Origin of the sequence: uncultured Stenotrophomonas sp. (assembly GCF_945952405.1) — a bacterium.
Classification (GTDB): Bacteria; Pseudomonadota; Gammaproteobacteria; order Xanthomonadales; family Xanthomonadaceae; genus Stenotrophomonas.
This window is the reverse complement of sequence record NZ_CAMFIA010000027.1, coordinates 13,040-37,928: the sequence shown is the minus strand read 5'-3', so window position 1 is coordinate 37,928 and position 24,889 is coordinate 13,040. Positions and strand designations below refer to the sequence as shown.

Annotated in this window: 20 protein-coding genes; 8 read left to right on the top strand and 12 right to left on the bottom strand. The window is 66.3% G+C overall.

What is annotated here, in order from left to right; genetic code table 11:
• Window positions 1–3 precede the first annotated feature (3 nt).
• From Q0P60_RS19040 to Q0P60_RS19030, 3 genes are all read left to right on the top strand, one after another.
• Window positions 4–2,034 (top strand): NADPH-dependent 2,4-dienoyl-CoA reductase, encoded by a 2,031-nt coding sequence (locus Q0P60_RS19040; protein WP_294997086.1) that lies wholly within the window; start codon window positions 4–6, stop codon window positions 2,032–2,034.
• A gap of 297 nt (window positions 2,035–2,331) precedes the next feature.
• Complete coding sequence (locus Q0P60_RS19035) at window positions 2,332–2,790, top strand: cell wall hydrolase (RefSeq protein ID WP_004154513.1); 459 nt, start codon at window positions 2,332–2,334, stop codon at window positions 2,788–2,790.
• Window positions 2,791–2,874: 84 nt separating this feature from the next.
• Window positions 2,875–3,486, top strand: a complete 612-nt coding sequence (locus tag Q0P60_RS19030) for a glutathione S-transferase N-terminal domain-containing protein (protein WP_294997083.1) — start codon at window positions 2,875–2,877, stop codon at window positions 3,484–3,486.
• Between the two features lie 48 nt (window positions 3,487–3,534).
• Here Q0P60_RS19030 and Q0P60_RS19025 read toward each other — a convergent pair whose 3' ends face one another.
• The 4 genes from Q0P60_RS19025 to Q0P60_RS19010 all read right to left on the bottom strand — a co-directional run bounded on the left by Q0P60_RS19025 (window position 3,535) and on the right by Q0P60_RS19010 (window position 8,455).
• Window positions 3,535–4,590: a suppressor of fused domain protein gene (locus tag Q0P60_RS19025; RefSeq protein WP_294997082.1), complete on the bottom strand. Its 1,056-nt coding sequence runs from the start codon at window positions 4,588–4,590 to the stop codon at window positions 3,535–3,537.
• 46 nt (window positions 4,591–4,636) lie between these two features.
• The gene (locus Q0P60_RS19020; RefSeq protein ID WP_294997080.1) at window positions 4,637–5,140 is read right to left on the bottom strand and encodes a hypothetical protein; all 504 of its coding nucleotides are present in this window, start codon (window positions 5,138–5,140) and stop codon (window positions 4,637–4,639) included.
• 306 nt (window positions 5,141–5,446) lie between these two features.
• Complete coding sequence (prpE, locus tag Q0P60_RS19015) at window positions 5,447–7,327, bottom strand: propionate--CoA ligase (RefSeq protein WP_294997078.1); 1,881 nt, start codon at window positions 7,325–7,327, stop codon at window positions 5,447–5,449.
• Window positions 7,328–7,549: 222 nt separating this feature from the next.
• Window positions 7,550–8,455 (bottom strand): LysR family transcriptional regulator, encoded by a 906-nt coding sequence (locus Q0P60_RS19010; protein ID WP_294997076.1) that lies wholly within the window; start codon window positions 8,453–8,455, stop codon window positions 7,550–7,552.
• A 150-nt stretch (window positions 8,456–8,605) separates the two neighbouring features.
• Here Q0P60_RS19010 and Q0P60_RS19005 point away from each other — a divergent pair, with 150 nt between their 5' ends.
• A complete protein-coding gene (locus Q0P60_RS19005; protein WP_294997074.1) occupies window positions 8,606–10,153 on the top strand; it encodes an MFS transporter in 1,548 nt (515 codons plus the stop codon).
• A 159-nt stretch (window positions 10,154–10,312) separates the two neighbouring features.
• On the opposite strand, the gene Q0P60_RS19000 is transcribed toward Q0P60_RS19005, so the two are convergent.
• The 3 genes from Q0P60_RS19000 to Q0P60_RS18990 all read right to left on the bottom strand — a co-directional run bounded on the left by Q0P60_RS19000 (window position 10,313) and on the right by Q0P60_RS18990 (window position 12,647).
• Window positions 10,313–10,927 (bottom strand): RluA family pseudouridine synthase, encoded by a 615-nt coding sequence (locus tag Q0P60_RS19000; protein WP_294997072.1) that lies wholly within the window; start codon window positions 10,925–10,927, stop codon window positions 10,313–10,315.
• Between the two features lie 123 nt (window positions 10,928–11,050).
• Entirely contained in the window at window positions 11,051–12,037 is a 987-nt protein-coding gene (locus Q0P60_RS18995; protein WP_004153634.1) for a malate dehydrogenase, read from the bottom strand.
• 118 nt (window positions 12,038–12,155) lie between these two features.
• The gene (locus Q0P60_RS18990) at window positions 12,156–12,647 is read right to left on the bottom strand and encodes a peptidylprolyl isomerase (protein ID WP_053520333.1); all 492 of its coding nucleotides are present in this window, start codon (window positions 12,645–12,647) and stop codon (window positions 12,156–12,158) included.
• Between the two features lie 272 nt (window positions 12,648–12,919).
• Here Q0P60_RS18990 and typA point away from each other — a divergent pair, with 272 nt between their 5' ends.
• Genes typA through Q0P60_RS18975 form a run of 3 tightly spaced genes read left to right on the top strand, consistent with a single transcriptional unit; the run spans window position 12,920 to window position 16,909 of the window.
• Window positions 12,920–14,767 (top strand): translational GTPase TypA, encoded by a 1,848-nt coding sequence (gene typA, locus Q0P60_RS18985; protein ID WP_294997069.1) that lies wholly within the window; start codon window positions 12,920–12,922, stop codon window positions 14,765–14,767.
• 10 nt (window positions 14,768–14,777) lie between these two features.
• Complete coding sequence (locus Q0P60_RS18980; RefSeq protein ID WP_005415426.1) at window positions 14,778–15,245, top strand: DUF2127 domain-containing protein; 468 nt, start codon at window positions 14,778–14,780, stop codon at window positions 15,243–15,245.
• Window positions 15,246–15,286: 41 nt separating this feature from the next.
• Window positions 15,287–16,909, top strand: a complete 1,623-nt coding sequence (locus Q0P60_RS18975) for an amidase (protein ID WP_294997067.1) — start codon at window positions 15,287–15,289, stop codon at window positions 16,907–16,909.
• 62 nt (window positions 16,910–16,971) lie between these two features.
• On the opposite strand, the gene Q0P60_RS18970 is transcribed toward Q0P60_RS18975, so the two are convergent.
• Together Q0P60_RS18970 and Q0P60_RS18965 are read right to left on the bottom strand one after the other, a co-directional pair.
• Entirely contained in the window at window positions 16,972–18,111 is a 1,140-nt protein-coding gene (locus Q0P60_RS18970) for a mechanosensitive ion channel family protein (RefSeq protein ID WP_294997065.1), read from the bottom strand.
• Window positions 18,112–18,735: 624 nt separating this feature from the next.
• Window positions 18,736–20,127 (bottom strand): 3-deoxy-7-phosphoheptulonate synthase class II, encoded by a 1,392-nt coding sequence (locus Q0P60_RS18965; RefSeq protein WP_294997063.1) that lies wholly within the window; start codon window positions 20,125–20,127, stop codon window positions 18,736–18,738.
• 220 nt (window positions 20,128–20,347) lie between these two features.
• On the opposite strand from Q0P60_RS18965, the gene Q0P60_RS18960 reads away from it, so the two are divergent.
• The gene (locus Q0P60_RS18960) at window positions 20,348–22,474 is read left to right on the top strand and encodes a TonB-dependent receptor (protein ID WP_294997062.1); all 2,127 of its coding nucleotides are present in this window, start codon (window positions 20,348–20,350) and stop codon (window positions 22,472–22,474) included.
• A gap of 55 nt (window positions 22,475–22,529) precedes the next feature.
• Here Q0P60_RS18960 and Q0P60_RS18955 read toward each other — a convergent pair whose 3' ends face one another.
• The 3 genes from Q0P60_RS18955 to rpoA all read right to left on the bottom strand — a co-directional run bounded on the left by Q0P60_RS18955 (window position 22,530) and on the right by rpoA (window position 24,853).
• Complete coding sequence (locus tag Q0P60_RS18955; RefSeq protein ID WP_294997060.1) at window positions 22,530–23,036, bottom strand: disulfide bond formation protein B; 507 nt, start codon at window positions 23,034–23,036, stop codon at window positions 22,530–22,532.
• A 240-nt stretch (window positions 23,037–23,276) separates the two neighbouring features.
• Window positions 23,277–23,660: a 50S ribosomal protein L17 gene (gene rplQ, locus Q0P60_RS18950; RefSeq protein ID WP_005408217.1), complete on the bottom strand. Its 384-nt coding sequence runs from the start codon at window positions 23,658–23,660 to the stop codon at window positions 23,277–23,279.
• A gap of 194 nt (window positions 23,661–23,854) precedes the next feature.
• Window positions 23,855–24,853 carry a DNA-directed RNA polymerase subunit alpha gene (gene rpoA, locus Q0P60_RS18945; protein ID WP_005408216.1) on the bottom strand — a complete coding sequence of 333 codons (999 nt, stop codon included), beginning with the start codon at window positions 24,851–24,853 and terminating at the stop codon, window positions 23,855–23,857.
• Window positions 24,854–24,889: the final 36 nt, after the last annotated feature.

The window sequence follows — 24,889 nt, the reverse complement described above, 5'->3', positions numbered from 1 at the left end:
ACCATGTCGCCAGCCAACGAAAGCGCCTATCCCCACCTGTTTGCCCCGCTGGACCTGGGCTTCACCCAGCTGCGCAACCGCGTGCTGATGGGTTCGATGCACACCGGCCTGGAAGATCGCGCACGCGACTTCCCGCGGCTGGCCGCCTACTTCGCCGAACGCGCTGAAGGCGGCGTCGGCCTGATCGTCACCGGTGGCTTCGCGCCGAACGTGGTGGGCTGGCTGAAGCCGTTCGGCGGCAAGTTGTCCTGGCCCTGGGAAGTCCGCCCGCACCGCCAGCTCACCGCCGCCGCGCACCAGCACGGCGCGAAGATCTGCCTGCAGCTGCTGCACGCCGGCCGCTACGCCTACCACCCGCTGTCGGTGGCACCGTCGAAGCTGAAGGCCCCGATCAACCCGTTCACCCCGCGCGCGCTGTCGGCCAGCGGCGTCGAGCGCCACATCGCCGACTATGCGCGAAGCGCCAGGCTGGCCCGCGAGGCCGGCTACGACGGCGTGGAAGTGATGGGCTCGGAGGGCTACCTCATCAACGAGTTCATCGCCCCGCGCACCAACACGCGCAGCGACCGCTGGGGCGGCGATGCCCAACAGCGCATGCGCTTCGCGGTGGAGATCGTGCGCCGCATCCGCGAGGCCTGCGGCCCGGACTTCATCATCATCTACCGCCTGTCGCTGGTGGATCTGGTGGAGGACGGCAGCAACTGGGAAGAGATCGTGCAACAGGCACAAGCCATCGAAGCGGCGGGCGCAACGATCATCAATTCCGGCATCGGCTGGCATGAAGCGCGCATCCCGACCATTGCCACGTCGGTGCCGCGCGCTGCGTTCGCCGCGGTCACGGCCAAGCTCAAGCCGCACGTGCGGCTGCCGCTGGTGGCGACCAACCGCATCAACATGCCGGACGTTGCCGAACGCATCCTGGCCGGTGGCGGCGCCGACATGGTGTCGCTGGCGCGCCCGCTGCTGGCCGACCCGCAGTGGCCGAACAAGGCGCGTGCTGGCCGCGCCGAGGCGATCAACACCTGCATCGCCTGCAACCAGGCCTGCCTGGACCATGTGTTCGAGAACAAGCTGGCCAGCTGCCTGGTCAATCCGCGCGCCGCGCACGAGACCGAACTGGTCTATCACCCCACCCCGGCGCCGAAGAAGATCGCGGTGGTCGGCGCAGGTCCTGCCGGCCTGGCCTGTGCCACCGTTGCCGCCCAGCGCGGCCACCAGGTCACCCTGTTCGACGCCAACGACGAGATCGGCGGCCAGTTCAATGTGGCCAAGCGCATCCCCGGCAAGGAAGAGTTCCACGAGACCCTGCGCTACTTCCGCCACAGGTTGCAGGAGACCGGCGTGCAGCTGCGGCTGGGCACCCGTGCCGATGCTGCCCACCTGGCCGGCTTCGACGAGGTGGTGCTGGCGACCGGCATCACCCCGCGCAAGGTCGACTTCCCGGGCGCCGGCCACGCCAAGGTGGTCAGCTATCTGGATGTGCTGCTGGGCCGGGTCGAGGTCGGCGCCAATGCGGCGATCATCGGCGCCGGCGGCATCGGCTTCGATGTCGGCGAATTCCTCAGCCATGCCGGCGAGTCGCCCTCGCTGGACCCGCAGCGCTGGATGGCCGAATGGGGAGTGGACGCGACCTTCGAGGCCCGCGGCTCGCTGGCCAAGGCCACCGCCGAGCCGTCGCCGCGGCGCCTGTGGCTGCTGCAGCGCAGCCCGGGCAAGCCCGGCGCGCGACTGGGCAAGACCACCGGCTGGATCCATCGCGCCACACTGAAGGCCAAGGGCGTGCGCATGCTCGGCGGCGTCGAGTACCTGGGCGTGGACGACGAAGGGCTGCGCATCCGCGTCGAAGGCAGCGAGCAGCTGCTGCCGGTCGACCACGTGGTGATCTGCGCTGGCCAGGAACCGAACCGCACGCTGCAGGCCGAACTGCAGGCGGCCGGCATCAGCGCACAGCTGATCGGCGGTGCCGATGTCGCCGCCGAACTGGATGCGAAACGGGCCATCGACCAGGGCAGCCGGGTCGCCGCCGCGCTCTGATGAGCGCCTGAATGGGGGGCGGAATGTGATTTCCGTCACCCCTGCGCAACCTGAATGTCAAGCCGGACGGTTCACGATGCGTTCGGCTATACCCCCCTACCTTGCGCCATCTTCCGCTCACCAGCCAGTTTCCGGTGAGCCGGCGCGGCCCCCTCGATCGGTACTGATCGTTTCTTTTGGGGCCGCCCACGGGGCGGCCCCGATGGCCGCCTCCCCATGACGCCAAGTCGTACCCCGCCTCCTGTCGCCCCCGCGGCCGGAACCGGAGGGTGCGGCCCACACGGAGCAAGGAGTTATATGAAACTGGCCTGGATTCTCTGGCTGTCGCAGTTGTTGCCGCAGCCGGCCGCTGATTCATTGTGTTTGAGCACCACCGTTTATCTGGAAGCCCGCGACCAGACCCTGCGCGGCCAACAGGCCGTCGCCGAGGTCGCCCTGCGCCGCCTCGACAGTGGCCTGTGGGGCGACTCCATGTGCCAGGTGGTCACCGCGCGCAAGCAGTTCGCGCCGACCATCGTCTCGCCCGGCACCCAGCTGGGCAACGACGCGGCCTGGAGCGAGGCGATGAACGTGGCCTTCGACGCCGAGCGCAACTGGGCGCTGCCGGCCGGCGAACGCCGCGAGATCGTGCCGGGCGCCAGCCACTTCGCCGCGCTGTCCATCGCCAGCCCGAACTGGCGCAATGCCTACCAGGTGGCCACCATTGGCGATCACACCTTCTATAAGGTGCAGAACCTCAAGCCACGGCAGTCGTAACGATCCGTGCTGGCGGCAGCGTTGCCGCCCGCCGCCAGGCTCTGGGATAGTGGGCGCTTCCCGCCCGCATCACCTGGAGTTCCCATGAAGCTGTACAGCAAGCCCGGTGCCTGTTCCACCGCCGACCACATCGCCCTGCAGTGGACCGGCCAGCCGTTCGAGGTTGAACTGCTGAACAAGGACACCCTGAAGGGCCCGGAATTCCTCAAGATCAATCCGGCCGGCGCGGTACCCGCACTGGTCGACGGCGACTTCGTGCTGCTGCAGAACGCCGCGATCATGGGCTACATCGCCGACAGCTATCCGCAGGCCGGCCTCGGCGGCGATGGCAGCCCGCGCCAACGCGCCGAAGCCACCCGCTGGCTGGCTTTCGTCAATTCCGATGTGCATCCGGCCTTCTCGCCGCTGTTCGCGCCGGGCAAGTTCATCGCCGACGAGGGCCAGTACGACGCGATCCGCGCCGCCGCGCACAAGCGCCTGCGTGGCCTGTTCGAGACCGCTGACAAGCAGCTGGCCGACAAGCCGTGGCTGGCCGGTTTCCGCAGCTTCGCCGACCCGTACTTCTACATCACCCTGCGCTGGGCCGCCGGCACCAAGGTCGATCTGTCCGGCCTGGACAACCTGGCCGCGTACAAGGCGCGCATGGACGCCGATGCCGGCGTGCAGGCCGTACTGAAGGCCGAAGGCCTGGCCTGACCAGCAACCGGGCTGGAGCCGTTCGCCCCGCGAACGGCTCCGGCCTCGTCAGCCGATCTCGCGGATCACCGCGCCCTTGGCATCGCGCAGGTAGGTCGGGACCACTTCGATCCGCAATGCCGCCGTCAGCGGGTAGATCCCGCGCTCGGCGCGCACGCCCGCCAGCGCCTGCAGCCCGGCCTCGTCCAGTGGCCAGCGCACGCTGTCCGCCGACACCGCCGCCGCTTCAGCGGTCCCGACCGGGATGAATTCCCACTGCCGCTCACGGCTGACCAACTCCAGCGACCTGCCGTGGCGCAGGCGCAATGGCAGCAGCTCGCACACGCTGGCGACCTGGCCTGCACCGAGCACCAGCGTGGTCACGCCTACCTCCTGGCGCCAGTCCAGGGTCTCGATGAACAGCATGCCGGTGCTGGAGCCCTCGCGCTCGCTACCGGCCCGCACCTGTTCGGCCAACGCCGGGTCATCCAGCAGGTTGCCGCGCTGCAGGTCGCTGATCCACAGCGGCATCGCCGGTTGCAGTGCCTGCAGCACGCCGCGCGTGGACCAGCGCTTGACCGCCTCCATTTCCTCATCGGCCAGGCCGACCAGTTGCAGGAACTGCAGATGGCCATTGGCGGTATCGCGCGCCGGCAGCTGCGGATCGGCGATGAAGGCCAGGTGGCACAAGCGGGTGCCGGTCTCCAGCGCGATCGGGCCGTTGGCATTGAGATGGTGGCCGTCCTCGAACACGTTGCCACTGCCGAACACGTAGCGCGCCAGGTTCTGCAGCAGGTTCATCGGCCACACCGGCGGAGTGCCCTGTGCCTCCTCGCCGGCGCTGGCCGCCAGGCGGAAGGTCAGCTCGAACCCGTAGCCACTGGCATCGGCATCAGTGCTCTCCTTGGCATACAGCTCGGAAAAGCCGTAGGTGATGTAGTGCCAGTGCGGCACCGGCAGATCCGCCCAGTACACGCTGATGCCATCCAGCGGGTCCTGGCCGCCCAGCGTGTACGGCAGCGCGGTGCCGTAGTGGCGCGGCTCCTGGCCGGGGTAAAGCGGCGCCAACGCTGCGTTGATCGCGTCCCAGCCAGGGGTATCGGTGTCGTCGTGGTCGTCCTGCACGCGGGACTCCTTGTGGGGAAGTGAACCGATCACTTTACGCGCTGGCTCAGGCCTGTACGACCTCGCCAGCGCCGTCCGCCAGTGCGGCCCGGGTTTCCTGCCACCAGCGCTGTGCCAGTGCCGGACTGCGCGCCTTGCCTACCGCGGCCAGCAGTTCCGGGCACAGACGCTCCAGTGCCAGCGCATCGCTGCAGCGTTCGATCTTCAACTGCATGAAGTAGCCCTTCAGACCGAGATGGCGACGCACCGCCTCGCTCATCGCGTCGTACAACTGCTGGTACAGCGCCGGATCCTGTTCGCGCCCGGTACTGATGCCGCGTGCCGGTGCCGCCTCGGCCTGGCCACCGATCACTTCGATCAGGCCCTGTGCCGCCAGCTGCTCCAGTGCATCGGACGGCGCGCGCAGGCCTTCCAGAAGGCTTCGCAGTTCGGTGTCATCACGATGGCCATCGACCATCAACAGGATCGAACGCAGTGCCGCCGGCAGGCGCCGGCCACGGTCTTCGATCTCCTGACGGCCAGCCGCCGTCTTGGCGTGCAGCAATGCCATTGCATCCCCCTCCCTTGATGCGCCATGCCGGCGTGCCCACGCGGGCGCGCTCCCCTGTTCGCCATCCCCGGCGGCATGCGCATTCCCCGGCGCACGCCACGTGTTGCAGGTCGATGACAGGCCGAGCTTAGCGCATCGGCCAGCTTTGTAGCGCCGAGCCCGTGCTCGGCTGCTCCAGGCGGGTGCGCACAGCCGAGCATCGGCTCGGCTCTACAGGCATCGGCCGGCCTGGTAGCGCCGAGCCTGCGCTCGGCTGCTCCTGACGGGTGCGCACAGCCGAGCATCGGCTCGGCTCTACAGGGAGGGTCAGCGCCCCAGCGCCCGGCGGATCTCCTCCAGCGCACTGGGGTCATCCAATGTCGACAGGTCACCCGGGTCGCGCTGCTCGGCCAGCGCCTGCAACGAACGCCGCAGCAACTTGCCGGAACGGGTCTTCGGCAATGCGTTGACCACGTGCACGTGGGCCGGGCGCGCAACCGCGCCGAGCGAGGCGGTCACCGTGGCCATCATCTCCGCCACCACCGGCGCCGGGTCTTCGCCGTCCAGGCCCTGCTTGAGGGTGACGAACACCAGCGGCACCTGGCCCTTCAGTTCGTCCTTGACGCCGATCACCGCCGCCTCGGCCACACGCGGGTGGCTGGAAATGGCCTCTTCGATCTCGCGCGTGCCCAGCCGATGCCCGGCCACGTTGATGACATCATCGGTTCGCCCAAGGATGAAGGTGTAGCCATCATCATCGCGGATCGCCCAGTCCAGCGAGCTGTACAGCAGTTCCTTGAAGTGGCTGAAATAGCTCTGCAGGAAACGGCTGTCGTCATTCCACACCGTGCTCATGCAGCCCGGCGGCAACGGCGGCGAGACCACCAGCACGCCCTTCTGCCCCGGCGCCACTTCCTCACCGGTGTTCTCGTCGATCACCTTCATCCGGTAGCCGAGATTGGGGAAGCCCGGCGAACCGAAGCGCACCGGCTTCATCTCCAGGCCGGGCAGCAGGGTCAGCGCCGGCCAGCCGGTTTCGGTCTGCCAGTAGTTGTCGATGATCGGCTTGCCGAGCGCTTCACTGATCCAGTGCGCGGTGGGTTCGTCCAGCGGCTCGCCGGCCAGGAACAGGTACTTCAGCGCGCGCAGGTCGTGGCGATGGATGAAGTCCGCGTCGTGCTTCTTCAGCACGCGGATGGCCGTGGGTGACGAGAACATCGTGCGCACGTTGTACTGCTCGCACAGCGCCCACCAGATGCCCGGATCCGGGTTGGTCGGCAGGCCTTCGTACAGCAGCGACGTGCAACCACCGATCAACGGGCCATAGACGTTGTACGAGTGGCCCACGGCCCAGCCGACGTCGGAGGTGGAGAACATCACCTGCCCCGGCCTGCAGTCGAACACGGTCTCCATCGACTGGGCCATGGCCACTGCGTAGCCACCGACATCGCGCTGCACGCCCTTCGGCTTGCCGGTGGTGCCGGAGGTGTACAGCAGGTAGCTCGGCTCGCTCGCTTCCAGCCACTGCACCGGCACATCGACTTCACCGATCTGCGCACGCAGATCGGCGTACTCCACATCGCGCCCTGCCACCCGCGGTTGCGCCGCGTCCAGCCCGCGCGACACGATCAGCACGTGTGGCGGCGGTGCAGCAGCTTCGGCACAGGCGGCATCGACCATCGGCTTGTACGGAATCAGCTTGCCGCCACGCATACCGGCATCGGCGGCAATCAGCAGCTTCGGCCTGGCGTCATCGATGCGCAGCGCCAGGTTGTGTGCGGCGAAGCCGCCGAACACCACCGAATGCACGGCGCCGATACGCGCGCAGGCCAGCATCGCGAACACGGCTTCGGCCATGTTCGGCATGTAGATCACCACGCGGTCGCCATGACCGACGCCGAGATGCTTGAGCACCGCGGCGAAATCGTTCACTTCGCGATACAGCTGGCGATAGGTGATTTCGCGGGTGCTGTTGGTTTCGGTGGAGATGACGACCAGCGCGAGCTGGTCGGCACGCTCGGCCAGGTGGCGATCGACCGCGTTGTAGCAGAGATTGGTTTCACCGCCGACGAACCAGCGCCGGAACGGCGGGTTGCTGTAGTCGAGTACCTGCTGCGGCGGCTTGTGCCAATGGATGCGCTTGGCTTCCTCGCCCCAGAAGGCCTCCGGCTCGTCGATCGAGCGACGGTAGGTTTCATCGTAGTTCATGACGCAGCCCTCCCAGACAAAGTCATGGGTTCGAGGATAGTCCGGCGCTGCCGCGTGGGCCGCCCTACCTTGGTAGGGGGTGGGTTTCCCATGCAGGGCTACCGCCCTGCATCTGCAGAGGCCAGAGCAACAGCAGAAGCTGGCTTCCTGCCGGACGGCGGGGCGCGTTGGGTTTGCGGGGGGGAGCGGCATGGATGCCGCGACCAAGCCTCATGGATGGGCTTACGGTGTCCCCACGCATCGGGGCTGAGCCACTGCGGCGAGTGCGCCGATCGGATTCTCCACATCGCCAGCATGAAGCAACTGCGCCTCCAGCGCCTCGATCGCAGGCGTCCGCACAGCCCCACTACGCATCAGCCGGAAACTCGCAGCGGGGAGCGCAGGAAGTCCCAATCCATTGCCCGCAACCATCAGGCCATCCTGGATGTCATCCTGAAGGGCGACTGTGATCGCGAGCCCGGACTTTGCAGCTGATCGTAAGCCCTGCTGGCTCGCCGAGGTAAAAGTGACCTGCCACTCCAGGCCGGCTTCAACAAGTGCTTCGATGCATACGTGCCGATGTATGCACGGGCTGGGCGCGAGCGCCAGTGGCAATGCCTTTTCCGGCTCATGCTCGAACCTCGAACCGGTGGCCCAGACGAAACGTGTCCGTCTGAGAACCGGCCACTCAACGTCCTCCTGCAGGAACAGGTTCACCGCCAGATCGAGTGTTCCCGCGTGTATCTGTTCGTTCAGCACCCCGTAGGACTGCACGGCTACATCCAGCCGCACCGCGGGAAATCTGCGGGAGAAGCGCGACAGCATTGCGGTCAACCGGTCGCCGGCATAGGTCTCCGGCACGCCAAGGCGCACGGCCCCGGTAATCGGGGCCTTCTGGAATCGACGAACGAGCAGGCTCTGGGCAGCAAGGATCTGCTCCGCATGACGCAGGAAGTCCTCGCCGTCATCGGTGAGTGTCACGCGTCTGGTGGTCCGCTTCAGCAAGGCGCTGCCTGCCTGCTCTTCCAGCTTCCGGATCTGGTGGCTGATGGCGGATTGGCTGAGGTTCATGCGTTCACCCGCCTTGGTAAAGCCACCTGTCTCTACGACGGCAACAAAGGCGCGCAGCAGGTTGGGGTCAAAGAACACCGGGCAACCCATGATGAGGTGTGATCAATTCTATTAAATCAAATCATTTTTATCATCATGCAATCACCTCCAAGATGGCACCTCACTCGAAACGCGCGGCTTCATTCGAGCCGGCGGCGCGCCAGATCCCGGACTTGCCTGAGGACACCCATGACTTCCCTTTCCCCTGCTGCTCGAGACCGCCTTGCACTTTCGGCGGCGTGCTTGGCTTCGCTGATGTTCGGGCTGGAAATCTCGAGCGTGCCGGTCATCCTGCCGATACTGGAGGCAGAGCTTGGCAGCAGCTTCAGCGGCCTGCAGTGGATCATGAATGCCTACACCCTCACCTGCACGACAGTGCTGATGGCGGCTGGCGCACTGGCGGATCGCTACGGTCGCCGGCGCATCTTCGTGATCAGCCTGTTGCTGTTCGGCATCACGTCCTTGGCCTGCGGCCTTGCACGAAGTGGAACGGCGCTGATCGTGGCTCGATCGCTGCAGGGTGCGGCGGGAGGCGCAATGCTGGTCTGCGTTTTTACAGTGCTTTCCCATCAATTCAGTAACTCCGCACAGCGAGCCAAGGCATTTGGCATCTGGGGCGTGGTCTTCGGCATAGGGCTGGGTTTCGGACCCGTCATTGGTGCAGGCGTCATCTTCATCAGCAGCTGGAGCTGGGTGTTCCTGGTGCATGCGCCCTTGGCAGTGGGCGCGACGGTTCTCGCCGTTCTGGGAATCCGCGAATCGCGAGCCCCAAGCCGCGGGAAGCTGGACGTTGCAGGGATCGTCTCGCTGTCATTGGCCGTCTTTTCCTTCACCTGGTATATCACCCAGGGCATTCCCGCAGGCCTTGAAAGCGCCTCTTCCGTGGCGTCCGCTCTGGTTGCCGTCGTCAGCCTGGCGGCATTCATCACGGTCGAGCGCAGGGTGCCGGACCCGATGTTCGATTTTTCCATCTTTGGCAACCGGCGCTTCTCGGGCGCACTGCTGGGCTCGATGGGCATGAACTTCAGTTTCTGGCCGCTGATGGTGTATCTGCCATTGTTCTTCCAGCACGCGCTTGGCTACTCAAGCATCGCGACGGGTCTGTCCGTCCTGGCATACACATTGCCGTCGCTGCTGCTGCCCCCCTGCGGCGAGCGTCTCGCAGTGCGCTTCGGACCCGAGCGCGTGATCCCGATCGGGATGTTTGTCATGGGCGGCGGAATGCTCATGATGACGATCGGCGCAGGCGCGGACAACGCGAACTGGCTGACCCTGCTGCCAGGCTGCGTGCTTGCTGGCTCAGGCCTGGGGGTGATCAATACTCCCATCACCAATACAACGACCAGCTCCGTAACCAGCGATCGCGCCGGCATGGCATCCGGTATGGATACCAGCGCCAGATTCATCAGCCTCGCCATCAACATTGCCGTGGTGGGATTGATCCTGGTGAAAGGCACTTATTACGCACTTGAGATGAACCTGCCCGGGAGCGACCCTTCGCATCTGCGATCGCTTGCGGAGGGCTTGTCTGCAGGAACTTCGCGGCCGGATGAATTGGCTGCCATTGGCCAGGTGGTGTCCAGTGAAGTGGCGCAGCAGTCGCTGCTCTTCGGCTATCGACTTGTCATGGCTTATTCGGGCGCATGTGCCTGTGTCTTGGCCGTTGTCAGCGCGCTTACGTTTCGGGGCAGTCGCCACTCCATGGCATCGTCCACCAGCGAATCGAAAGTGCTGTGAGCTACCTGGGGATTCGACGCACCCAGCTTTCAGTAGCGGGGCTCTCCAGCGTCCAGATGTCACCGTAGTCGCTTTGGTTGGACATAGGCCGCCGGCGCAAGGAGGAGCCCCGTGGAAAGGACTCCTCCTTGGCGTGTTTCAACTGTACTCAGGTGCTCTCTAGAACGGAGGGGCGGACTCGAACGCGCGCGCTTCTCCGGTCAACGGATGGGTGAACCGCAGGCTGCATGCATGCAGATGCACGCGTGGCGCCGGCGCGGCGCCATACAGCACGTCACCGACGATGGGATGGTCGAGGCTGGCCATGTGCAGGCGCAACTGGTGGCTGCGGCCGGTGACCGGTTCCAGCGCCACCCGCGTGCGCTGCGCCTGCGTATCGCGGGCGAGCACGCGCCAGCGGGTCAGCGCCGGCTTGCCACGTTCATGATCGATCATCTGCTTTGGCCGGTTCGGCCAGTCCACGATCAACGGCAGGTCCACTTCACCGGCGTCGCCTTCAAGCAGCCCCTCCACGATCGCTTCGTAGCGCTTGCCAACCTGGCGCTGCTCGAACTGCATCGACAGTGCCGCCTGCATTGCCTTGCCGCGCGCATGCAGCAGCAGGCCCGAGGTGACCTGGTCCAGCCGGTGCACGGTCAACGCATCCGGATACAGCACCTGCAGGCGAGCAACCACGCAGTCCTGGTTCTCGGCGCTGCGGCCAGGCACGGACAGCAGGCCGGCAGGCTTCTCGGCCAGCAGCAGCGCGTCGTCGATGTAGTGCAGATGGATCATGGGGTTCCGCGCAATGCCATACGAAAACGGGGAAGCCGAAGCTTCCCCGTCCAAGACGTACCGACCAACGGTCGGTACCTACCTCGATGCAAGATGTACCGGACAGGGCCGGTACCGCCTGCATCAGCCCAGCAGGTGGGCGACGCCGGCGCGCTCTTCTTCCAGCTCGGCCAGGGTCTTGTCGATGTACTTCTGGCTGAAGTCGTCGATCGGCAGATCCTTGACCAGGGTGTACTTGCCGTTCTCGGTGGTCACCGCGAAGCCGAAGATCACGCCTTCCGGAATGCCGTAGGAGCCGTCGGACGGCACGCCCATGGTGACCCACTTGCCGTTGCTGCCCAGCACCCAGTCACGCACGTGGTCGATCGCTGCGTTGGCGGCCGAAGCAGCCGACGACGAGCCGCGGGCTTCGATGATCGCCGCGCCGCGCTTGCCGACGGTCGGGATGAAGGTGTTGGCGTTCCACTCCTGGTCGTTGATCGCATCGGCGATCGACGCGCCATCGGCGGTGGCGAAACGGTAGTCCGGGTACATGGTCGGGCTGTGGTTGCCCCACACGACCAGCTTCTCCATGCCGCCGACCGGCTTGCCGAGCTTGGTCGACAGCTGGCTCAGCGCACGGTTGTGGTCCAGGCGCAGCATGGCGGTGAAGTTCTCCGGCTTCAGGTCCGGGGCCGACTTCATGGCGATGTAGGCATTGGTGTTGGCCGGGTTGCCGACCACCAGCACCTTCACGTCACGACTGGCGACCTTGTTCAGCGCCGCGCCCTGGGCGGTGAAGATCTTGGCGTTTTCCAGCAGCAGATCCTTGCGCTCCATGCCCGGGCCGCGCGGACGCGCGCCAACCAGCAGGGCGATGTCGGCATCCTTGAACGCCACTTCGGCGTCGTCGGTGCCGACCATGCCGGCCAGCAGCGGGAAGGCGCAGTCTTCCAGTTCCATCATCACGCCCTTCAGGGCGGCCTGGGCCTTGTCGACCGGCAGTTCCAGCAGCTGCAGGATGACCGGCTGGTCCTTGCCCAGCATTTCGCCGGAGGCGATGCGGAACAGCAGGGCATAACCGATCTGGCCGGCGGCGCCGGTCACGGCAACACGAACGGGTGCTTTCATGGGGGTTTCCTCTTGCTTGCAAGCGTTTGATGGGACGCCGCGGGCATGGCCACGCAGGCCGGGCGGGCGGCGGGGAACAGGGAAACGGCCACCCGTGGGTGGCCGTTTCGAAGGGGGATCAGGCGGCGAGGATCTTGTTCCACTCGGCGACGCGGTCGGCCTGTGCGGCCAGCGCGGCGTCGACGTCGCCTTCCAGGGTGATCGAATGGATCACGTCACCCTGCTTGACCGAATCGACGATGGCCTGGCCTTCCAGGACCTTGCCGAAGACGGTGTGGCGGCCGTCCAGCCAGTCGGTCTTGATGTGGGTGATGAAGAACTGGCTGCCGTTGGTGTTCGGGCCGGCGTTGGCCATCGACAGCGAGCCGACCTCGTGCTTCACGCCATTCTTCTCGTCTTCGAACTTGTAGCCCGGGCCGCCGGTGCCACGACCCTGCGGGCAACCGCCCTGGATCATGAAGTCGGCGATCACGCGGTGGAAGATCAGGCCGTCATAGAAGCCGTGCTTGACCAGGTTCACGAAGTTGGCCACGGTCAGCGGCGCCTTGTCGGCGAACAGCTCGACCTTGATCGGGCCCTGGGTGGTGTCGAAAGTGGCGATGAGGGACATGAATATCCTTGATGCAGAGGGGAACGCGTCTAGCCACCTAGTTTACACCTGCCTCGTGGCGGCGGCGGCTTCGACCATGGGCGCAGATCCCGGCTTCAGCCCGCAGAAGGGTCGCCCTGCCCCGGGCCCGGGCGGCGCCGGGCGGAGCGCCGGACCGCCAGCTGAATGGGCCCCGAGACGGGTGTGAAATCCAGCTTTTCGCGAATCGTCAAGTTCGACGTATAATGTTGGACTTCTTTTTCCAAATCCGGCGCCGACTGGCCCCCTTTCGTATGTCCATCGAAAATCTTCGCAACATCGCCATCGTCGCCCACGTCGACCATGGCAAGACCACCCTGGTCGACCAGCTGCTGAAGCAGTCCGGCACCCTGTCCGAGCGCACCGTCCTCGCCGAGCGCGTGATGGACAGCAACGACCAGGAAAAGGAACGCGGCATCACCATCCTGGCCAAGAACACCGCCATCACCTGGGAAGACAAGAAGACCGGCATCAAGAACCGGATCAACATCGTCGATACCCCCGGCCACGCCGACTTCGGCGGTGAGGTCGAGCGCGTGCTGTCGATGGTCGACACCGTGCTGATCCTGGTCGACGCGATGGACGGCCCGATGCCGCAGACCCGCTTCGTGACCCAGAAGGCCTTCGCGATGGGCTTCAAGCCGATCGTCGTGGTCAACAAGATCGACCGTCCGGGCGCGCGTCCGGAATGGGTGATCGACCAGGTCTTCGACCTGTTCGACAAGCTCGGCGCCACCAACGAGCAGCTGGACTTCCCGATCGTCTACGCCTCGGCCCTGAACGGCTATGCCGGCCTGGAAGACACCGTGCGCGACGGCGACATGACCGCCCTGTACGAAGCGATCATGCAGCACGCGCCGCGCCCGGAAGTGGACCCGGAAGGCCCGTTCCAGATGCGCATCAGCCAGCTGGACTACAACAACTTCGTGGGCGTGATCGGCATCGGCCGCATCCAGCGCGGCACCCTGAAGAAGAACATGCAGGTCGCGGTCATCGACCGTGAAGGCAAGAAGCGCAACGGCAAGGTCGCGCAGGTGCTGGGCTTCCTGGGCCTGGAGCGCATCGAGCAGGACACCGCTGAAGCCGGCGACATCGTGGCCATCTCCGGCATTCCGGAACTGACCATCTCCGACACCCTGTGCCACCCGGAAACCCCGGAAGCGCTGCCGGCCCTGACCGTCGACGAGCCGACCATCTCGATGACCTTCCAGGTCAACAACTCGCCGTTCGCCGGCAACAAGGACCTGTCCGGTGGCAAGTTCCTGACCAGCCGCCAGATCAAGGACCGCCTGGACCGCGAGCAGGTCCACAACGTGGCGCTGAAGGTCGAACAGCTGGAAGACGCCGACAAGTTCCTGGTCTCCGGCCGTGGCGAACTGCACCTGTCGGTGCTGATCGAGAACATGCGTCGCGAAGGCTACGAGCTGGCCGTGTCGCGCCCGGAAGTGATCATCAAGGAAATCGACGGCCAGATGATGGAGCCGATCGAGCAGCTGGTGGTGGACATCGAAGAAATCCACCAGGGCGGCGTGATGGAAAAGCTGGGTACCCGCAAGGGCCAGCTGAAGAACATGGAGCCGGACGGCAAGGGTCGCGTGCGCCTGGAATACCAGATCCCGGCCCGTGGCCTGATCGGTTTCCAGAACGAGTTCAAGACCCTGACCCAGGGCTCGGGCCTGCTGTTCCACGTGTTCGACCACTACGGTCCGAAGGAACAGGGCGCGATCGCCAAGCGCATCAACGGCGTGATGATCGCCAATGCTCCGGGCACCACTCCGGCCTACTCGCTGGGCCCGCTGCAGGAACGCGGCAAGCTGTTCGCGGCTGAAGGTGACAACGTGTATGAAGGCCAGCTGGTCGGCATCCACTCCAAGGACAACGACCTGACCGTCAACGCGATCAAGACCAAGCCGCTGACCAACATGCGCGCTTCGGGCAAGGACGATGCGATCCAGCTGACCCCGGCGATCAAGTACTCGCTGGAACAGGCCCTGGACTTCATCGAAGACGACGAGCTGGTCGAGATCACCCCGAAGGAGATCCGTCTGCGCAAGAAGTTCCTGACCGAAAGCGATCGCAAGAAGGCTTCGCGCGGCGGCTGAGCCAGCACCCGTGAACCAGAGCGGCTACAACCCGGATCCGCACCGGCATCCGGGCCTCCATGTCATCGCCCTGCTCGAAGCGAGCAAGGCGATGCTGGCGCTGTTGGCCGCCACCGGGCTGGAAGTACTCGGACCGCAGCCGCTGCGGCACGGCATCATGGTCCTGATCCGGCGTTTCAGCCTGGATCCGGACCATGGCACCCTGCCCTCGCTGCTGCACATGATCAGCCCCGACGCGGTGCACCTGGCCGCGGCGGGGATGATCGGCTACGGCCTGCTGCACCTGGTCGAAGCCTGGGGCCTGTGGCGGGCCAAGGCCTGGGCCTCCTGGCTGGGCTGCCTGACCGCCTCGCTGTACCTGCCCTTCGACATCTTTGCGATCATCCGCCATCCCGGCTGGCCGTCGTGGACGATCCTGGCGATCAACCTGATCGTGGTCTACGTCCTCGCCCGCGACCTGCGCAAGCGCCACCGCTGAGCACCGGCTACACTGGGGATTGGAGCCGACCAAGCCGCCCCATGCGCCCGTCCTTGCCGCCTCTGCTGACCTGCCTGCTCGCCGCGCTGCCTGCGCTGCTTTCGGCTGGCTGCAGCCCGGCCACGCCCAGTGCGCACGCGGCCGAACCTGTGAGCCGCAACGTGCCGTTCCCGTACGCCGAAACCGATATCGCCGACCTGCAGGCGCGGATGACCACCGGTGAGCTGGACAGCACCACCCTGACCCAGGCCTACCTGCAGCGCATCGCCAGCCTGGACCGCGCCGGGCCACGCCTGCGCGCGGTGATCGAACTCAATCCCGATGCGCTGAAAGAGGCCGCCGAGCGCGACCGCGAGCGCCGCGATGGACGCCTGCGCGGACCGCTGCATGGCATTCCACTGCTGCTGAAGGACAACATCAACGCCGCACCGATGGCCACCAGCGCCGGCTCGCTGGCGCTGCAGGGTTTCCGCCCGGATGACGCCTACCTGGTGCGGCGGCTGCGCGAAGCCGGCGCCGTGGTGCTGGGCAAGACCAATCTGAGCGAGTGGGCCAACTTCCGTGGCAATGATTCGATTTCCGGCTGGAGCGCGCGCGGCGGCCAGACCCGCAATCCCTATCGCCTGAGCCATTCGCCGTGCGGCTCCAGCAGCGGCAGCGCGGTGGCGGTGGCTGCCAACCTGGCCAGCGTGGCGATCGGCACCGAAACCGACGGCAGCATCGTCTGCCCGGCGGCGATCAATGGCGTGGTCGGCCTGAAGCCGACCGTTGGCCTGGTCAGCCGCGAAGGCATCATCCCGATCTCCTTCAGCCAGGACACCGCCGGGCCGATGGCGCGCAGCGTGGCCGACGCCGCCGTCGTGCTCACCGCGATCGCCGGCCGCGACGATGCCGATCCGGCCACCGCGACCATGCCCGGCCGCGCGGTCTACGACTACACCGCGCGGCTGGACCCGCAGGGCCTGCGCGGCAAGCGCATCGGCCTGCTGCAGACGCCCCTGCTGAAGTACCGCGGCATGCCGCCGCTGATCGCACAGGCCGCCACCGAACTGCGCCGCGCCGGCGCCGTCGTGGTGCCGGTGGAGCTGCCCAACCAGGGCGCCTGGGCCGAGGCCGAACGCACCCTGCTGCTCTACGAATTCAAGGCCGGGCTGGAGCGCTACTTCAGCACCCACCGCGCGCCGCTGCGCAGCCTGGCCGACCTGATCGCCTTCAACCAGGCGCATGCCCGGCAGGAGCTGGGCCTGTTCGGCCAGGAGCTGCTGGTGGAGGCCGATGCCACTGCCGGCCTGGCCGACCCGGCCTACATCCGCGCCCGCAGCGATGCGCGCCGGCTGGCCGGTCCGGAAGGCATCGATGCCGCCCTCGCCGCCCACCAGCTCGATGCCCTGGTCGCACCGACCACCGGCGTGGCGTGGCCGATCCGCAGCGAAGGCGACGACTTCCCCGGCGAGAGCTACAGTGCCGCCGCGGTGGCGGGCTATCCCAGCCTCAGCGTGCCGATGGGGCAGATCGACGGCCTGCCGGTCGGCCTGCTGTTCATGGGCACCGCGTGGAGCGAGCCGAAGCTGATCGAGATGGCCTACGCCTACGAGCAGCGCACCCGCGCACGACGGCCACCCCACTTCGATACCGATGCGCTGATCGACGCCGGCGAACCCTGATCCGGTAGTGCCGGCCGCTGGCCGGCGATCCGGTATTCGGCGTTGCCGGCCAGCGGCCGGCACTACCGGTCCTGGGGCGCCTCCCGCACGATCGCGGCCTCGCCGTCCTCCGCGCCAGGCGAACGCACATCGGCGGCGCGCGCGCGTGGCGCGCGCGGCATATCAAGCTCGTCATCGTGCTGCAGCCGCGCACGTACCTGCGGCAGCGACTGCGGATGTTCGCGTGCAAGGAAATCAAGCATGCGTTCGCGTACCAGGCAACGCAGGTCGAAGGCATCGCCGGAGCTGCGTGCACTGACCAGCAGGCGCACCTGGATCGCACGCTCGCTGGTTTCGGTCACCTGGGTCACGCAGACCCGGCCGTCCCACAGCGCTTGGCCGCGGCAGATCCGCTCCAGCTCGGCACGGATCGCCGCGATCGGGGCGCGGTAGTCGAGCCACAGGAACGCCGTACCCAGCAGGTCCGCGCTGCGCCGCGTCCAGTTCTGGAACGGGTTCTCGATGAACCAGGTCAGCGGCACCACCATCCGCCGCTCGTCCCAGATGCGCACCACCACATAGCTGCTGCCGATCTCCTCGATGCGGCCCCACTCGCCCTCGACGATCACCACGTCATCCAGCCGGATCGGCTGCGTCACCGCGATCTGCAGGCCGGCGATCAGGTTGCCGAACACCGGCTTGGCCGCGATACCGGCCACCAGCCCGATCAGGCCGGCCGACGCGAGCAGGGCCGTGCCGATCTTCTGCACCATCGGGAAGGTCAGCAACACCATCGACGCGCCGAGCACGATGATGCCGCCCATCAACACGCGGCTGAGCACCCGCGTCTGGGTCTGGATGCGGCGCGCTTCCAGGTTGTCGGAGACATCGATGGGATGGCTGCGCAGGATCGCGCGCTCAGCGGCCGCCACCGCCCGCACCAGCAACCAGATGAAGCAGGCGGTCAGCGCGATGTGCAGCACGTGCTGCAGGTGACCCAGCAACGGGTCCTGCAGCGGCGTGGCCTGCAATGCCGGGATCAACAGCAGCAGCGGCCATGCGCTTGCCATCGGCAAGCCGAGCACACGACCAATGCGCGCACGACGGCGATCACGCCCTTTCAGCCGATGATGGATCCACAGGATCAACCATGCGCCGATGCCCCCCAACAGCAGCGCCACTCCCAACGGCCACACATACGCCTGTGCGCTTTGCCAATGCACCGCTGCCACCTCCTCCACTCGAACAGCAAGCGGACAGCCTCGCGCATGGCGCATGAGTGTCACGTCAGCCATTCGTAAGAAGGGCGTTGGTCGGCAGGGCTGGCAGCCCTGCACCTGCGGTAGTGCCGGCCGCTGGCCGGCAACCTCAACAGCCGAAGCAGAAGCGGGTTTCCTGTCGGATGGCGGGATGGGGCCGGTTGCGGGGGGCGCTGCAAGTACGTCCATGTAAGCTCGGTCGCCGCATCCATGCGGCTCACGCCCCCGCAACCGGCCCCACCCCGCCTTCGACAGATTTCTGCGATCTGCAGTAGATCCACGCCATGCGTGGATGAATCTCCATCGGCATCGAATATTTCGAATTGGAATCCCAAAGCATCCACGCATGGCGTGGATCTACCGTGTCGACCAAGGTCGACACCTACCAACAGCCGCGGAGATCTGTCAGAGGTGGGATGGTGTCGGAGTGCGGGGTGTCAGCCGCATGGATGCGGCTGCCAAGCCTACAGGGACGTACTTGCGGCATCCCCGCACCCCGCCATCCCACGGAATGCATGCTGTTGCCGTTGCTTCGGCCGTTGCCGTTGCGTCGGCAGGTGCAGGGCTGCAAGCCCTGCCGCAACCCCCTTACCGAACCTGCTCCTGCTTGCGCACGATCGCCATCGCGATCTCCAGCGACTGCTCGTAGTTCAATCGCGGATCCACCGTGGAGCGGTAGGCACGCTCCAGGTCGCGCTCGGTCAATTCGCGCGCGCCACCGGTGCATTCGGTCACATCCTCCCCGGTCAGCTCCAGGTGCACGCCGCCCAGGCGCGTGCCGGCGGCCGCATGCAGGTCGAACGACATCTCCACTTCGCCGCGGACGTTGTCGAAGCGGCGCGTCTTGAAGCCGTTGGCGGTGCTCTCGGTATTGCCATGCATCGCATCGCAGACCCACAGCACGCGGCGGCCATCGCGCTTGACTGCATCCAGCAGCGGCGGCAGCTTCTCCGCGATCTGCGCCGCGCCCATGCGGTGGATGAAGCTCAACCGGCCCGGTTCGTCATGCGGGTTGAGCACGTCGATCAGGCGCAGCAGCTGATCCGGCGTCACCGACGGCCCGACCTTGATCGCGATCGGGTTGCGCACGCCGCGCAGGTATTCCACGTGCGCGCCATCGAGTGCCGCGGTGCGCATGCCGATCCACGGGTAATGCGTGCTCAGGTTCAACCACCCCTGCTGGCGCGGCACCTGCCGGGTCAGCGCCTGCTCATAGGGCAGCAGCAGCGCTTCGTGCGAGGTATAGAAATCGATGCGGTTGAGGTTGTGCACGCGGGCCCCGGCCAGGGTCTCCATGAAATGCACCGCATCGCCGATCGACGCCACCATCTTCTGGTACTCGGCGGCCAGCGGCGAATGCCGCACCCATTCCAGGTTCCAGTATTCGGGGTGGTGAAGGTCGGCGAAACCACCATCGATCAGCGCACGCACGAAGTTCATCGTCATCGCCGAATGCGCGTGGGCCTGCAGCATCCGCTTCGGATCCGGCAGGCGCGCGGCCTCGGTGAATGCCGGCGCGTTGATCACATCACCGCGGTAGCTGGGCAGGGTCACGCCGTCGCGGGTCTCGGTATCGGCCGAGCGCGGCTTGGCGTACTGGCCGGCGAAACGACCGACACGGATCACCGGCTGGCGCAGGCCGTGGACCAGCACCAGGCTCATCTGCAGCAACACCTTCAACCGGTTGGAGATGGTGCCCGACTCGCAGTCGCTGAAATTCTCCGCGCAGTCGCCACCCTGCAGCAGGAAGCGCTTGCCTTCCTGGGCCTCGGCCAACTGCTGCTTCAGCGCCAGGATCTCCCACGAGGTGACCAGCGGTGGCAGCCGCTTGAGCTCGTGCAGGGCCGCGTCCAGCGCTACCGGATCGGGATAGGTCGGCATCTGCAGCGCGGTCTTGCCACGCCAGCTCTCCGGCGACCAGGCGGCACCAGCGGTGGTCGCAGCGGGATCGGGGACGGGCGGAACGGCGGACAGGCTCATTGCAGACTTCCGGGAGGGGGGCCGTCATGGTCGCAGAGCCGGCCGCCGAGGCAAAGGCCCAACCGGGCCGGGGCAGCCGCCTGAACGGCAGGGAAAGGCCCTCGCGAGCGGCCAGATCCAGCATGGTCAGCCGCTTGGGACAGGCGCATGATTTGTTACGGAGTAACACTCGCATGTCATGGACCGGCCCCTTCCACGCCTCGCCATCACCTCTCCCACGATGAAGCCCTCGCCCCTCGCTACCGGCATCACCCTCGCCCTGGCCCTGGCCAGCCTCCCCGCCTCTGCAGCGGCCGCCGACGATGCCCGGCCAGCGGTCAAGGAGCTGGACACGGTCACCGTCAGTGCCCAGCTCGACCAGGCCCGCAATGCACTGTCGCCGGACATCGGCAGCAGCCAGTACCAGATCACCGCGGAGGACATCCAGAAGCAGCCCCTGGGTGCGTCGGCGCCCCTCAGCCAGGTGCTGCTGCAGGCCCCGGGCGTGGTCCAGGATTCCTATGGCGGCGTGCATGTGCGCGGCGACCACGCCAACCTGCAGTACCGCATCAATGGCGTGCTGCTGCCGGAATCGATCTCCGGCTTCGGCCAGACCCTGGACGCGCGCACGATCAAGAGCATCCGCCTGATGGACGGTGCGCTGCCGGCGCAGTTCGGCGAGCGCACCGCGGCGGTGGTCGACATCACCACCCGCAGCGGCGCCGAGCTTGGCAACGGCGGCAGTGCCGGGCTGACCGCAGGCTCGTTCGGCAAGGTCAATCCGAATGCCTCGTGGTGGGGCAACCAGGGACGCTGGAGCTGGTTCCTGACCGGCAACTACGACCAGAACGAGGTCGGCCTGGAAAACCCCACCGCCTCGCGCAGGCCGCTGCATGACGATACCCATCAGGGCAAGGCGTTCGCCGACCTCACTTACCTGGTCAACGAGAACACCCGCCTGAGCGTGTTCGCCGGCTTCGCCAACAACCGCTTCCAGATTCCGGTCAACCCGGGCCAGACGCCGCAGTTCGGCTATCTGGATACCACCACTTTCGACTCCAGCCAGCTGGATGAGACCCAGCGCGAGACCACCCGTTTCGGCATGCTGGTACTGCAGGGCACGCTGGGCGCGACCGCCTACCAGCTGTCGGCCGGGCAGCGCTACAGCGATGTGGCGTTCAACCCCGACGTGGTGGGCGACCTGGTGTTCAGCGGGGTTGCCTCGCAGGTACAGCGCAGCAACCGCGCCAACACGCTGCAGGCCGACTTCTCCACGCCGCTGGGCAGCGACCACACACTGCGCTATGGCCTGTACGGCAACTATGAGAATGCACGGGCCAGCACCAACAGCTGGGTGTTCCCGGTCGATGGGAATGGCCAGCAGTCCAGCACCACGCCACTGCTGATCCCCGATCGCAGCGCCTTCCACGCCAGTACGCTGGCGCTGTACGTGCAGGACGAATGGAAGATCGGCGACGACTGGACCGTGAACTACGGCCTGCGCGGTGACCGCTACAAGGCCTTCGGCCGCAGCGAGGGCCAGCTCAGTCCGCGCCTCGGCGTGGTCTGGAATGCCAGCGCAAGCACCACCGTGCATGCGGGCTACTCGCGCTACTTCACGCCACCGGCCAGCGAGCTGATCGCCAGCAGCGACATCGCCCTGTATGACGGCACCAGCAACCAGCAGCCCAGTGGTGGCAACAACACGCCACTGGCCGAGCGCAGCGACTACTACGACATCGGCGTCTCCCAGCAGCTGGGCGAACACCTGACCCTGGGCCTGGATGCCTACGACCGCCGCGTCGCACGGCTGCAGGATGAAGGCCAGTTCGGCGCCGCCTACATCTACTCGACCTTCAACTATCGCCGCGGCCACATCCGTGGCCTGGAGTTCAGTGCCGACTACAGCAACGGGCCCTTCAGCGCCTACTTCAACGCGGCGTACAACAAGGCGATCGGCACCCAGGTCATCACCGGCCAGTACAACCTGGATCCTGATGCGCTGGCCTACGTGGCCGACCATTGGATCCATCTCGACCACGACCAGAAGCTGACCTCATCCGGCGGCTTCAGCTATGCCTTCGCCGGCCACAACCGGATCGGTGCCAACTACGTGTTCGGCAGCGGCCTGCGTTCGGACATCGAAGGCGTGCCCAATGGCGGCGAGCTGCCGTCCTACCTGCAGATGAACCTGAGCGCCGGGCATGACTTCAATGCCGACAGCGGTCATCCGCTGCATGTGCAGCTGGCGCTGATCAATGCCCTGGACCGCAGCTACCCGCTGCGCGATGGCGGCGGCGTCGGCGTATTCGCCCCGCAGTGGGGACCGCGCCGCGGCGCCTACCTGAGCCTGCAGCAGGATTTCTGAGAAGACAGGGGTCGGATCCCTTTGCGATGCAAAGGGATCCGACCCCGTTTCGCTCTCAGCGCTTGACCCGGCGCAGCGATACCGCCAGCGCCCACAGCGCCAGCACAACGAACCACACGCCCGACCACATCGGCATGGTCAGGCCGAGGAAGGTCCAATCGATGTTGCCGCAGTTGCCGGTGCCGGTCAGCACGGTGCGGAACACCTCCAGCGGCCCCATGGTCTCGCGCAGGAAGCTCAGCGGCGGGCCGCAGGTCGCGCCCATCTCCGGCGGCAGCATCTGCACGTAGACATGGCGTGCGGCAATGCCGACGCCCACGGCCGCTGCAATGAAGGCCAGCACGCCGTAGGTCGCACGCCCCGGGCGGTTGGACGGCCCGTGCAGCGCACCGATCAGGAACAGCAGGCCGAGCGCGGCGAAGGCCAGGCGCTGGAAGATGCACAACGGGCACGGTTCCAGGCCCATCTTCAACTGCAGGAAGATGGCGTAGCCGAGCAGGCCCGCGCAGATCAGGAAGCCCAGCAGGAACTGGGCGCGGAACGACCAACGCAGTGGATTCATCGTCAACGCTCGAATGGATCAGGCGCCAAGCGTAACCGAGAGTGCGCGCCATTCGAACCGCCACAGGTGACGCCTGTCGGAACAATGCGGGTCAGATCCCTCTGCGCACGCAAAGGGCTCTGACCCGCGATACTGCCTGCATGGGGTCAGAGCCCTGTCCTGCGGAAAGGGATCCGACCCCGGAAACGCAAAAGCCCGGCAGATGCCGGGCTTTCGCTGTGTCGCGTTGGAGCGGTCCGATTACTCGGCCACTTCCTCGGCCACGACCGGACGGTCAACCAGCTCGACGTAGGCCATCGGCGCGTTGTCGCCGGCGCGGAAGCCGCACTTCAGCAGGCGCAGGTAGCCGCCCGGACGGTTCGCGTAGCGCGGGCCCAGGATGGTGAACAGGTTGCCCACGGCTTCGTTGTCGCGCAGGCGGGCGAAGGCCAGGCGGCGGTTGGCGACGGAGTCGACCTTGGCCAGGGTGATCAGCGGCTCGGCAACGCGGCGCAGTTCCTTGGCCTTCGGCAGGGTGGTCTTGATCAGCTCGTGCTTGAACAGCGAGGCAGCCATGTTCTTGAACATCGCTTCGCGGTGGGCGCTGGTGCGGCTGAACTTACGGCCAGACTTCTGGTGACGCATGGTGATATTCCTTGGTTAATGGTGAGGCTGTGTGGATCGTTGTCGCCTTCCTGGCGTTGCTGCACGGACTGCGGATGGTCCTGGCCGCCCATCCTGGACGACCCGCCCGCGAACCTTGGGTTCGTCGTGGCCTTACAACCGGTTGAAGGCTCCACCGTTGCCGGTGGAGCCTCCAGGTACAGCAGGGGGCTTTATCAGCCCAGCATGCCGTGGCTGGCGACGCCGGCCGGCGGCCAGTTCTCCAGCTTCATGCCAAGCGACAGGCCACGCTGGGCCAGCACTTCCTTGATTTCGGTGAGCGACTTCTTGCCCAGGTTCGGGGTCTTCAGCAGCTCCACTTCGGTCTTCTGGATCAGATCGCCGATGTAGTAGATGCTTTCAGCCTTCAGACAGTTGGCCGAACGCACGGTCAGCTCCAGATCGTCGATCGGGCGCAGCAGCACCGGATCCACGCCGTTGTTGGCCGGCTTGGCCGCACCGCGGTCGCGGTGGGTGAAGTCACCGAACACCGACAGCTGATCGCTGAGGATGTCGGCGGCGGTGCGCACGGCTTCCTCGGCATCGATGGTGCCGTTGGTCTCGATATCGATGACCAGCTTGTCCAGGTCGGTGCGCTGTTCGACGCGAGCCGCTTCCACGGCATAGGCGACGCGGCGGACCGGCGAGAACGAGGCATCCAGGACCAGGCGGCCGATGGCACGGGTTTCTTCGTCCGGACGACGACGCGCGGCAGCCGGCTGGTAGCCGAAACCACGCTCGATCTTCAGACGCATGTTGATCGCCGTGTCCTTGGTCAGGTGGCAGATCACATGGTCGCCGTTCAGGATCTCCACATTGTGGTCGACCTTGATGTCGGCAGCGGTGACAACGCCCGGGCCCTGCTTGGACAGGGACAGGGTGGCGCTGTCGCCGGAGTGCATACGGATGGCCACGTCCTTCAGGTTCAGCAGGACTTCGAGCACGTCCTCCTGCAGACCTTCGACCGTGGTGTACTCATGCAACACGCCGTCGATTTCGACTTCCGTGATGGCGAAGCCCGGGATGGACGACAGCAGCACGCGACGCAGGGCGTTGCCCAGCGTATGCCCGTAACCCCGCTCCAAAGGTTCGATAACGACCTTTGCACGGGTGTCGGTAAGGCGTTCGATCTGCGGACCGCGAGGACGCAGAACCTGGTTGGCGGTAACCGTCATGTTGCGGGTTCTCCTAGTGAACCCCCGGCCGTCGCC